The sequence below is a fragment of the Rhodococcus sp. SJ-3 genome, assembly GCF_051918125.1.
Classification (GTDB): domain Bacteria; phylum Actinomycetota; class Actinomycetes; order Mycobacteriales; family Mycobacteriaceae; genus Rhodococcus.
The window spans coordinates 5,263,967-5,274,248 of record NZ_CM123306.1; the positions used below are offsets into that span (position 1 = coordinate 5,263,967).

A 10,282-nucleotide genomic window follows, 5' to 3' on the forward strand; every position below is an offset into this window, starting at 1 on the left:
GCGCTCACGGCGACACCTTCGGTAACGGTTCAGTCGCCCCGCACCGGAAGCCGTCGAGGGCCCGGACCTTCCTTGGCGAGCACGTCCCCCGGGTTCGCCAACGGGCAGCTCTTCAAGCTCAGGCATCCGCACCCGATGCATCCTGAGAAATCGTCACGCAGCTCGGTCAACGCCTCGATACGGCGGGTCAGCTCGTCGTGCCACATCAACGACAGGCGCGCCCAATCCTCCGCGGTCGGCACTCTACTGTCGGGAAGCGAGTCGAGTGCCTTCTTGATGTCCTCCAGCGACACTCCCACGCCCTGCGCGATCCGGATGAACGCCACCCTCCGCAACGTGTCACGCCGATAGCGACGCTGATTACCGGACGTGCGGCGACTGTCGATCAATCCACGCGACTCGTAGTAGTGCAGCGTCGAGACCGCAACACCGGAACGCTCGGACAGTTGTCCGGGCGTCAGCCACACTCCAGCAGTCATCGTCGGCCGTCCTGAGATAGAGAGACTCGTGGGTTCGGTGTGCTGCACAGTACCGAAATGCCGCGCCCACAGCAGGGAACGGGGCATGACAGCCCCGACCGCCTCCCACTACACACATGGCTCGACCGGTTCAGTCGTGTTCGCCGACGATCTGCAACCGGGTCTCTTCGATATCGAGGCGACGCTGCGCCGCGTTGAGAGTTTGCGAACTGTAGGTCCCGCGGTCGCGGACGGCGAGGAGGGCTCGACGTTCCGCCTCGATGGTGAGCAGCCGTAGCCGGAGGTACTCTTCACGGCGTGTGTCACGGACCGGATCGGGTGTGGTGCCGAGCGATTCGCGTTTGCCGATCAGGCTGTCGCTGCGCACCCGATCGAGCACTTCCGGATCGGCATCGGCGGCGCCGGCCGCGAGGGCCTGCTCCCCGGAGTATGCCAGTTCGCTGAGCAGACGGCCGTACTCGTCGCGAAGACGCGCTGGGTCATCGCCGGGCACCTTCACCCAGCGGATGACCATCGGCAGAGTCAGTCCTTGCAGGAGCAAGGTGGTCACGGCAACGACGAAGGCGATCAGTACCAGTTCGGCCCGGTACGGCGTGTCGTGGGGTAAGGACTGGGCGGCTGCGAGGGTGATGGCCCCACGCATGCCCGACCACGCGAGCACTACGCCGCTGCGCCAGCCGAGAGTCTCGGTGACGAGAAAGTCCATGTCGGCGCTGGCACGGTCGAAGCGGCGCGTGACCATTGCCCGGCGGCGCGGGTGCAGGCCGGACTCGTCCGGGTGCTGTGCCAGCCGTTCTCTCCGGCGTTCGAGCAGGGGACGGATTTCTGCGGCCTTACGCTCGTCACGTTTGAGCACGGCGACGAGGGGGACCACGAACAGCATGCGGACTGCGATGACGAACACGGTCGCGACGAGACCGATCAGCAGGCCGTGGCCGGTGGGCAGGCCGGCGTCCTGGACCTCATCGAGGAGGTGTTCGAGACTCAAGCCCATGATGAGGAAGATTGCGGACTCGAGGAGAAATGCGACGGTGCGCCAGTTCGTTTCCTCGGTGATGCGGTCTTCTGCGCGCAGATACCTGGGACCGAGGTGGCCGGTGACGACACCGGCCACGACTACCGCGAGGACACCGGACGCACCGAGGTGCTCGGTCGGAACGAACGCGACGAACGGGATCACGAACGAGACCGCGGTGTTGAGCACGGAGTCCTCGAACCAGGCACGCACACGGACGTTGACGATTCCGACGACGATGCCGATCACGGTTGCGACCACCACTGAGAGGAGGAAGTCGCCCGCGACCTGCCAGAGCGACACAGCGCCTGCCATCGCAGCGATCGCGGATCGCAGCAGAACCAGGGCGGAGGCATCGTTGACGAGCCCTTCACCTTCGAGCACGGTCAGTAGGCGTGACGGCAGACCGAGCTTCCGTCCGACTGCGGTGGCAGCGACCGCGTCGGGTGGGCTGACGATGGCTCCGAGGGCGAAGCATACGGCCCACCCGAGGTCGGGAATCAGAAGGTGGAACAGCACGCCCGCGCCTGCGGTCGTGACGATCACCAGCAGGACGGCGAGTCCGCTGATGGCCTTGAAGTTTCGGCGGAAGTCCTGTGCGGGCATGGTGACCGCCGCCGAGTACAGCAGTGGAGGCAGAATCCCGGCCAGGATCAGTTCGGGTTCGATATCGACGTCGGGTACGCCCGGTACGAAGCTCAATATTGTTCCGAAGACCACAAGCATTAGGGGAGCGGCCAACCCGAGTCGTTTCGAGAAGGCCGCGACCGAGACGATGCTTGCGACACCGATGATCGCGATCAAGGTCAAGTCCATCCGACTATTTTCCTACGGCACCGGTCAGGCGCTGTCACAGCCCGGTAGCAGGGGCGCACGCAGGGGAGTGGTGGCCCAGGCTCGGACGACTGCGCCGACAGGGGGCTGAGGACCGGTAGTCACTGTCGCCCGTCGGTGGGACGGGAGTCGAATCCTGGCGCGGTACCCGAAGGCGCCGCGGTCACGACGGCTCGGAGACCACATGGCGTTGCCGCCTCGGCGTGCTCCGTTGCCTGACGGCGTGAGGTTGAGCGTGCAAAGCCCCTGTAGACCAATAGATTTCGTGGATAATGGTGATTATCCATCAAGATCAACTCGAGCGGGGAGCCGGACGCTGCAGTGGGGGTGGGTTCGCCGACTCTGTGTGACGACACCGGGTAGCGCGCATTCCGCGACACGTGGCCATCGAGCCGACATTGTGTGACGCCGCGACGGCAGGAAACGGACACGCCGGTGACACCCACGCCGACGACCGCGCGCAGGCGGCACCGGTGCCGATGCGGACCGTGAGACCGGAGCGAGTCCGCCGAGCAGGGCGGACCAGCGGGCCTTCATCTGCAGAGCCGAAACCATCCCACAACGTCACCCACATCAGCAGAACCCGCCCCGAGCACCCCATCGGGTAGGCCCGGATTCCGATTACTTGACATAATGTAGATTATCGGCAAAATTGCGACCTGCGGTTTTGTCGCACTATCGGGCGTTCCCAGCCTGCATCGGTGTGTGCCGCATCGGTGCGACGAATCGTGCCGTGCACGTCGTCGCGTGGTTCGGCCTTGCTGTCGTCGATCGGCGGTCACCCGGTTTTCGGGTCGGCCTCTGCGGGATCACTCCGAGCCCGTCTCATCGAGCGCATGTCCGTTTCCGTGACCGGCACACCTGACTGCCGGTGCCCGGTCTGCGTGGGCTCTCCGCCGCGGCCCGGTCCGCCGGCTCCCCATTCACTCCCCGGCACCGCTTCTCCACCTCTCAAAACGTCACGTGACGTTTTGAGAGGTGGACGGTAGCGCCTCAGGAACGCGCCTCCAGCACCAGGTTGAACGGCGTTTCGGTGGCCCGGCGGAAGCTACGGAACCCTGCTTCCGCTGCTACCGCGGCGAGACGCCGTTCACCGGCCTGTGCGCCGAGGCCGAGCCCCACCGGCTGAGCGAGCGACGACGGCGTGCACAGCACCGTCGAGGCCGCGTAGTACATCCGCCCGACCGGATTGAGATTCTCGGCGAGATCGTCGTGCGCATACGGCTCGACGAGCATCACGGTGCCGTCGTCGGCCAACGTCTCGCGTGCATGAGCCAGTGCACCGACCGGGTCGCCCATGTCGTGCAGGCAGTCGAAATAGCACACCAGGGCGTAGTCATGGCCCGGATAGTCCGCCGCCGATGCGACAGCGAAGTCCACGTTGTCGATGCCCTGCTCGGCCGCCAGTGCTCGCGCCCGGGTGATGGATCCGTCGTGATAGTCGAAGCCGTGCACCGTCGAGTTCGGGAAAGCCTGCGCGATGAGTGTCGTGGAGACGCCGTGCCCACATCCGATGTCGGCTACCTCGGCGCCTGCCGTGAGTGTGTCGACGACGCCATTCAGTGCAGGGAGCCACTGGTCGACCAGATTGGCGCGATAGCCCGGCCGGAAGAACTGCTCGGTTCCGGTGAACAACTCGGTGTCGTGTTCGTGCCAGCCGAATCCTCGGCCCTGACGAATTCGTTCGGTGATCCTTTCCCTGTCTTTGAAGACCGCACTGATCAGATGGTAGCCACCAGCCAGATAGACCGGGCTGTCGATGCGGGCGAAGGCCATCGCCTGCTCCGGCGCGAGCGTGAAGGTCCCGGTGCTCACATCGTGCATGAGGTACCCACTTGCGGCTTGCGCCGACAACCATTCCCGCACATAGCGTTCACGCACGCCGCTGTGTTCTGCCAGCGCTTCGGGAGTCGTCGGGCCGTTGCCGTCGAGCGCTTCCCAGAACCCCAGGTCGAGGCCGATCAGGACCAATGCACTGTTCAGCGCGGCGCCCATGTCGATGACCAGCTGCCCGAGTGCCTGCTCCAGCTTGCCTTGGTCGATTTCCTCCATGTCAGGTGTGGCCATTGCACACCTCCTCGGAATAGTGATGTACATCACATTCTAGGCGTGCTGGGGTGCACCTCCGTCGCCGCAGCCTCGGAGAGCGCGGAGTGCGGCGGAGTGCCGACGATGGGTGACCATCGGCCCTGACCGATCGGACTCGGAACGGGTTACGCTGAGGCAACTTTCGTTCGAGGAGGCAATGTTGAGCCATGAAGTGAAGATGATCGTGCTGTCGACCGACGATCTCGACGAGTCGATCAAGTTCTACAGCGACACCCTGGGTATGGGCCTGAAGTTTCGCGACGGCACGCATTTCGCGGCCCTCGACGGCGGCGGCGTCACCCTCGCACTCGCCACCGACGTCGACCATCCGATCCACGGTCAGGTCGTCGTCGGCATCAAGACCGACGACGTGGACGCCGCCGCGAAGGCGATCGAAGAGGCCGGCGGAGGCATCGTGAAGGACCCGTACGACGACGCGCACGAACGCCGCGCCGTGGTGTACGACAATAAGGGCAACGGATTGGTGTTCTACAGTCCACTCCAGCGCTGACCTGCTCCCCCGCCGCAGCCTTCCGGTTCGCCACATGTGCAGCACGGGAGGATGCGCGGGTTGTAGCACTCCGCTACGATGAGTAGCAGTTTGCTACACATGGAGGTCGTGATGCCCTCGTATACCGACAAGGTCACCCGCTTCGACGCCGAGCTCGTCGACAGCGCCATTGCCGAGGGCGGCCGGCAGAATCGCACGGGTCGCCAGCAACTCGAATACTGGGCGCGTATCGGCCGAGCCATGACGGCCCACGAAACCGCATCGCTGCATCGCGTACGGGACGCCCTCGCCGGCACCCGCCCCACCGCCGAGCTCACCCCCGCCGAAGGTCGGCTGTTCAACGCCGAGATCGACGCCCGCATCGCCGACGATCTTGCCGGCGCCGACTACACCGGAGTCCTCGCTGCGCGCGGCGTCACCACCGTCGTGCTCGACGCCGAGGGCCGGCTGGTCGAACAGCACCCCGACGGCACGACGCGGGTTCTCGACACTGAATGAGGCGTCTGGACCTGATCGTCGGCCCGAACGGGGCCGGTAAGTCGACGTTCGTCGAATTGACCCTCGCTCCCCTGCTGCCGCGCAGTGTGTTCGTCAACGCGGATGTGATCGCGCGGCAACGCTGGCCTGACCGGGCGGAGGAAATGTCGTACGAGGCGGCACAATTGGCGGCTGCGGCGCGCGATCGACTGCTCGGGCAGCGGCGGTCGTTCATCGCCGAGACGGTGTTCTCCCACCCGTCGAAGCTCGAGCTGATCGACCGGGCGCAGGCTGCCGGGTTCACGGTCGTGCTGCATGTGATGTTGGTGCCGGAGGCGATGTCGGTGCGGCGTGTGGCGCATCGGGTCGAATCGGGTGGGCATTCGGTGCCGGAGGACAAGATCCGGTCGCGGTATCGGCGGTTGTGGCCGCTGGTCGTCGACGCGATCGGTCGCGCCGATCAGGCAACCGTGTACGACACGGCGTCTGGTACCCCGGCGGTGATTGCGAGGTTCGCATCGGGGGCTCCGGTGGGGGTGATCCGGTGGCCGGTGTGGGCGCCGGTCTCGCTCACCGAACTTGGGTAATATGTTCTGTCACAATCAGTTTAAGAGGGGGATTCATGATCGAGTTGGCTCAGCCGCTCGCAACGGTAGTCGCCGGGGGAGGTGTCGTCACGGCGGCCGTGCTCGCCTTCAGAAGCGCAGCCCTGAACCGTCAGGTCGATATCTCTCATCATGAAGAGATGAGAGGCCACGACCGGGATCGCCTGAGAGCAGAGCGGTACTCTGCATGTTCAGAACAGCTGGGACACACCTCCCCTGCTGTCCGCATGGCTGGAATCTACGGAATGCTCTCGCTCGCGGACGACTGGGTGTCCTCAGGAAACGATAGCGAAGCGCAAACCGCCATCGACGTAATCCGACGGTATAACTGTGGTCGTCCACCCCAAGACCTCGCAGATTTGCGGAGTGAAATGTTCGTCCGGAAAGTAGTAATCGAGGAGTTGTCGCTTCGATCGAGTTGGTGGGCCGACGCTCGCGGAGTTGCTCCGCCTGAAACGAGCGTGCCTCGTCTGTCGCGACTATCTCGCTGGTCACACCTGAGAACCGGACTGACATCCTCAGTCCTTCCGTCGATCGACCTGCGGCACGGACACTTGGCAGGTGTCGATCTCAGTCGTTCCGATCTGTCGAGCGCGGACTTGTCGAGATCCGATTTCGAAGCGGCCAATTTCACGGACACTTCCCTCGTGCATGCCGCAACGAAAAGTCCACCGCATGTTGCGAACGGCGCGACATGCGGTGGATTCGTGTTCCCGAGTACGCATGTGGGGTCCAGTGGTGCGCAAAGTCGCGCTAAGTCTGTCCGGTGGGGCTGATTGGGGTGGTTGCTGAGTGGTGTCGTGGCGCTGGTTTCATGAGCGGCTGTGCGTGATGAGGGTGTGGTGCCGGGTACGGCCAGTTCGGGGGTGTTGACGCGGGCCGAGTTGGAGCGGTTCTTCCATCTCGACGAACAGGGCCGGGAGTTGATTGCCGAGCGGCGCCGCGACAGCAATCGATTGGGGTTCTCCGTCCAGCTCGTGACGGTCCGCTACCCGGGGATGTTCCTGCCGGATCCGCTGGAGGTGCCGGCGAATGTGGTGGACTATCTGGCCGAGCAGCTGGGCATCGATGATCCGTGGTGTGAAGTTGTATCTGGACCGCAGGCAGACCCGGTACGGCCATCAGGACAAGATCATCCGCCGGTACGGGCTGATCGAGTTCGCCGATATAGAGGGTGAGCTGGTGGCGTGGATCGCTGATCAGGCGTGGGCGACAGGCGACAGCCCGAATGTTCGCACCGCCGGGGCGGTGCGGGTGCTCCTTCCGGCGATGATGCGGCACATCGACTTCGCCGAGCACTCCTCGAAGTGGCGTGACCCGCGCACATCTGCTGTCGGGAATGGCGTGGGAACCGGAGTTCGCCGAATCGTTCACCCACGTCGCTTGCACCGGCGCACGGGCGGCGAACCTCGGGGTGTCGGTTGCGGCGGTGCTGTGCTCGCAGGCGATGAATGTCGTCCTGGCGCCGGTGGTTTCACCGGGGCGCGGACGCGTTGACCCGTGACCTGTTCCGGCACGTCGATCAGCATTACCTGTGCTGAGGCGATGGCGGTTGCGAACACGGCGCCGGTCAACCCGGCTCTCGGCGTTCGGGCGCCGCCATATCGGTTCGAGGGTCACTACGGCTTCCATCTGTCCGAACTCGGCGGCCACCGGCCGTTGCGCGATCCCGACGCCCCGAGGACGACGACTGATCCGCAGCCGGACTTGGCTGGGTGCCGTGATCATCGAACTGCCCCAGGGAAGTAAACAGTGAAGCATCGTCTCCATCCCGCGTTTGCGAAGAGCGCGGACGAACCTCACCTGACCCGATCAGGAACCATCTGGTTGTGTCTCGTGCTCTGCCGCAATAAGGCAGGTCAAGCAAGTATCAGCTGGGCTTGAGTAGCGTTTTCCCGGTTGTTTCGCGATTCTCAAGAGCTTGGTGGGCCTTGGCGGCGGTGCTGAGCGGCCGCACCGAGCCGATCAACGGCCGCAGCATGCCTGCCGAGGCGAGGGCGAGCGCCTTGTCTGCATACGAGCGACGGTGAGGCGGAGGCACAGTGGCGCTCGCATATCCGGTAACGGTGGCGTTGCCGAACATTACCTGGGTTGCGTCGATGCTCGAAGCGCCCCCACTGTTGCCGCACAACAGGATTCGTCCGGTTACGGGCGTGACCAGCGACAGCGCTTGGCCGGTCACGCGGCCACCAACGGTGTCCAAGACGACGTCGACAGTGCCACCGACAGCAGCGCGGACTTGCTCGGCCCAGTCGGATCGGCTGTAATCGACCACGATGTCGGCACCGATTTTTTCGGCTACAGCCATTTTGTGCTTGCCGCCGACCGCTCCGATCACCGTCGCGCCCGAATGTTTCGCCAATTGCACCAGCAGGCTGCCGACTCCGCCCGCGGCAGCATGAATCAGAGCGGTTTCCCCGCTGCGAAGGGCCGCTGCGGCGGTAATTCCGATTGCTGCCGATCCCTGCGCTAACACAGCAGCAGCATCGTCATCCGACAGCGCTGCCGGAATCGACAACGCCGAGGCAGCTGGAAGGACAACGAACTCAGCATATCCACCACCCACGGTGCTACCAACAACGCGTTGGCCGACCCGGTGTGAATCAACGTTCGGTCCGACCGCCTCAACCGTGCCTGCCACTTCGAACCCAGGAATGAACGGCAACGCTAGGGCCATCGGTGCAGCACCTGAGCGAATGACAACGTCGGCGAAGTTCACTCCCGCCGCAGCGACCCGAACCAGAACTTCACCGACACCGGGAACGGGGTCGTCGATTGTTTCGTAAACTAATACATCCGGTCCCCCGAAGGATCCGAGCCGAACCGCTCGCATGCTGACCTCCCCAGCATTCCGACACCTCGACCAGGACGTCACCCTTACTGACCATCACGGGCCGTAGGTGCCACGCTACCTGCCGACGCACCCACCATATTCAAATCGTAGTGCGAGAAGAAACTACCGGGACGGTGTCGATGACTCGGTCACGCGGCCCACTGTGGCGCGGCCCGACCAAGGCGAAGCCTTAGCGCGACTTTTCGCCCCAATTGGCCGAGTAGCGGAGTCAGACCCACTGCACGAGTTGCCACACGATGCCGTTGGGGTCGGCGAACTGGCAGTAGCGCTCGCCCCAGGGTTCGGTTTCCGGCGCAGTGATCACCGAGGCGCCCTCGCCGACGATGCGGGCATATTCGGCATCGAGGTCGTCGACGACGAAAGCGATCAACATTCCTCGGCCGGCGGGCCCCGCGATGGACGCGGGTTTGAAACTGGCCAGGCCGGTGCGTAGGAAGACGATGTTCAGTCCCGCGCCGGGGTGTTGCAGGGAAACGAATCCTTCGTCGGCCATCGCTTCGGTGAATCCGAAGTGCCGCTTCGCGAAGTCGGCGGAGGCGGCGGTGTCGGCGACGTTGAGCGACAGGGCTGTTCCGGTGATGTTGATGGTGACCTCCAGGGGACTCGCGAAACCTTATGCGGTGTATACTTTATTCAGTGTATAGAGTTATCGGGAAATGTGCACCCCGAGCTCAGGAGAGACCCGATGGCCCGCGATCTGATCGATCTGCTGTGGCGCGATCACCCCGACGCACCGCGCGGCGGCACCCGCGGTCCGCAAGCGAAAATTACGACCGCACAAGCAGTGTCGACCGCCATCGACCTCTCCGACTCCGAAGGGCTCGACGCTGTGACGGTGCGCCGACTCGCCGCCGACCTCGGCGTCTCCGGGATGGCTCTCTATACCCACGTCGGGTCCCGCGACGACCTGCTGGTGCTCATGGTCGACGCCGCGCGCGCCGGCCGACCCCGCGCTTCCTATCCGAGCGAAGACTGGCGTGCCCGGGTCCGGCAGGTCGCCGAGGCGGACCTCGCGCTGTATACCGCGCACTGGTGGCTGCTCGATGTCAACGATCAACGGGCCTCGCTGGGACCGGGCACCATCGCGGCCTACGACCACGACCTGCACGCTTTCGATCACACCGGGCTGACGGACCTCGACCGCGACGCCGCGCTGACCTTCGTCGCAGACTTCACCCGGGCGTCGGCGCAGGCACGCCGCCCCGACCCCCGGGCCGCCGACATGGCCGAGGTGTGGTCCGCGTGGCACCGGCGCCTCGCCGGATATATCGGCGACGAATTCCCGCTCGCCCGGCGGGTGGGCGGCGCTGCCGGGGCGGCACTGAACACCTCCTACAGCCCGCAGAGTGCATGGAAGTTCGGGCTCGACCGCGTCCTCGATGCCGTACAGTCCCTCATCGACCGGGCCTAGCCTCCACA

Annotated in this window: 11 protein-coding genes and 1 pseudogene; 7 read left to right on the forward strand and 5 right to left on the reverse strand. The window is 64.8% G+C overall.

Annotated features, from left to right (window positions below; translation table 11 throughout):
- Positions 1-29: 29 nt before the first annotated feature.
- The 3 genes from soxR to ACTDXD_RS24540 form a co-directional block, all read right to left on the reverse strand.
- On the reverse strand, positions 30-479 hold the full coding sequence (gene soxR / locus ACTDXD_RS24530) for a redox-sensitive transcriptional activator SoxR (protein WP_169690209.1): 450 nt from the start codon (positions 477-479) through the stop codon (positions 30-32).
- Between the two features lie 130 nt (positions 480-609).
- A complete protein-coding gene (locus ACTDXD_RS24535; RefSeq protein ID WP_440124779.1) occupies positions 610-2,310 on the reverse strand; it encodes a cation:proton antiporter in 1,701 nt (566 codons plus the stop codon).
- 1,011 nt (positions 2,311-3,321) lie between these two features.
- On the reverse strand, positions 3,322-4,395 hold the full coding sequence (locus tag ACTDXD_RS24540; protein WP_440124780.1) for a class I SAM-dependent methyltransferase: 1,074 nt from the start codon (positions 4,393-4,395) through the stop codon (positions 3,322-3,324).
- Positions 4,396-4,573: 178 nt separating this feature from the next.
- Here ACTDXD_RS24540 and ACTDXD_RS24545 point away from each other — a divergent pair, with 178 nt between their 5' ends.
- From ACTDXD_RS24545 to ACTDXD_RS24570, 6 genes and pseudogenes are all read left to right on the forward strand, one after another.
- Complete coding sequence (locus ACTDXD_RS24545; RefSeq protein WP_440124781.1) at positions 4,574-4,927, forward strand: VOC family protein; 354 nt, start codon at positions 4,574-4,576, stop codon at positions 4,925-4,927.
- Between the two features lie 111 nt (positions 4,928-5,038).
- Positions 5,039-5,425: a TA system antitoxin ParD family protein gene (locus ACTDXD_RS24550; protein ID WP_440124782.1), complete on the forward strand. Its 387-nt coding sequence runs from the start codon at positions 5,039-5,041 to the stop codon at positions 5,423-5,425.
- The gene (locus tag ACTDXD_RS24555) at positions 5,422-5,991 is read left to right on the forward strand and encodes a zeta toxin family protein (protein ID WP_440124783.1); all 570 of its coding nucleotides are present in this window, start codon (positions 5,422-5,424) and stop codon (positions 5,989-5,991) included. The genes ACTDXD_RS24550 and ACTDXD_RS24555 overlap by 4 nt, the downstream gene beginning before the upstream one ends.
- Before the next feature lie 389 nt (positions 5,992-6,380).
- Complete coding sequence (locus ACTDXD_RS24560) at positions 6,381-6,785, forward strand: pentapeptide repeat-containing protein (protein ID WP_440127778.1); 405 nt, start codon at positions 6,381-6,383, stop codon at positions 6,783-6,785.
- 90 nt (positions 6,786-6,875) lie between these two features.
- A pseudogene (locus ACTDXD_RS24565) lies at positions 6,876-7,025 on the forward strand (DUF4158 domain-containing protein); the annotation flags it as partial.
- 16 nt (positions 7,026-7,041) lie between these two features.
- Positions 7,042-7,506: a hypothetical protein gene (locus ACTDXD_RS24570; RefSeq protein WP_440127831.1), complete on the forward strand. Its 465-nt coding sequence runs from the start codon at positions 7,042-7,044 to the stop codon at positions 7,504-7,506.
- Positions 7,507-7,879: 373 nt separating this feature from the next.
- Here the strand turns inward: ACTDXD_RS24570 and ACTDXD_RS24575 are convergent, their stop codons facing one another.
- Positions 7,880-8,842, reverse strand: coding sequence for a quinone oxidoreductase family protein (locus tag ACTDXD_RS24575; RefSeq protein WP_440124784.1), 963 nt, complete (start codon positions 8,840-8,842; stop codon positions 7,880-7,882).
- Between the two features lie 229 nt (positions 8,843-9,071).
- Positions 9,072-9,449, reverse strand: a complete 378-nt coding sequence (locus ACTDXD_RS24580; RefSeq protein WP_440127779.1) for a VOC family protein — start codon at positions 9,447-9,449, stop codon at positions 9,072-9,074.
- Between the two features lie 99 nt (positions 9,450-9,548).
- Between ACTDXD_RS24580 and ACTDXD_RS24585 the strand changes: the two genes are divergently transcribed.
- Positions 9,549-10,274 (forward strand): TetR/AcrR family transcriptional regulator, encoded by a 726-nt coding sequence (locus ACTDXD_RS24585; RefSeq protein WP_440124785.1) that lies wholly within the window; start codon positions 9,549-9,551, stop codon positions 10,272-10,274.
- Positions 10,275-10,282 lie beyond the last annotated feature (8 nt).

What these genes read in the sequence shown, in the direction of transcription:
- soxR (WP_169690209.1), bottom strand. Translation starts at nt 479, where the DNA reads ATGACTGCTGGAGTGTGGCTGACGCCCGGACAACTGTCCGAGCGTTCC.
- ACTDXD_RS24535 (WP_440124779.1), bottom strand. Translation starts at nt 2,310, where the DNA reads ATGGACTTGACCTTGATCGCGATCATCGGTGTCGCAAGCATCGTCTCG.
- ACTDXD_RS24540 (WP_440124780.1), bottom strand. Translation starts at nt 4,395, where the DNA reads ATGGCCACACCTGACATGGAGGAAATCGACCAAGGCAAGCTGGAGCAG.
- ACTDXD_RS24545 (WP_440124781.1), top strand. Translation starts at nt 4,574, where the DNA reads ATGTTGAGCCATGAAGTGAAGATGATCGTGCTGTCGACCGACGATCTC.
- ACTDXD_RS24550 (WP_440124782.1), top strand. Translation starts at nt 5,039, where the DNA reads ATGCCCTCGTATACCGACAAGGTCACCCGCTTCGACGCCGAGCTCGTC.
- ACTDXD_RS24555 (WP_440124783.1), top strand. Translation starts at nt 5,422, where the DNA reads ATGAGGCGTCTGGACCTGATCGTCGGCCCGAACGGGGCCGGTAAGTCG.
- ACTDXD_RS24560 (WP_440127778.1), top strand. Translation starts at nt 6,381, where the DNA reads ATGTTCGTCCGGAAAGTAGTAATCGAGGAGTTGTCGCTTCGATCGAGT.
- ACTDXD_RS24570 (WP_440127831.1), top strand. Translation starts at nt 7,042, where the DNA reads ATGTGGTGGACTATCTGGCCGAGCAGCTGGGCATCGATGATCCGTGGT.
- ACTDXD_RS24575 (WP_440124784.1), bottom strand. Translation starts at nt 8,842, where the DNA reads ATGCGAGCGGTTCGGCTCGGATCCTTCGGGGGACCGGATGTATTAGTT.
- ACTDXD_RS24585 (WP_440124785.1), top strand. Translation starts at nt 9,549, where the DNA reads ATGGCCCGCGATCTGATCGATCTGCTGTGGCGCGATCACCCCGACGCA.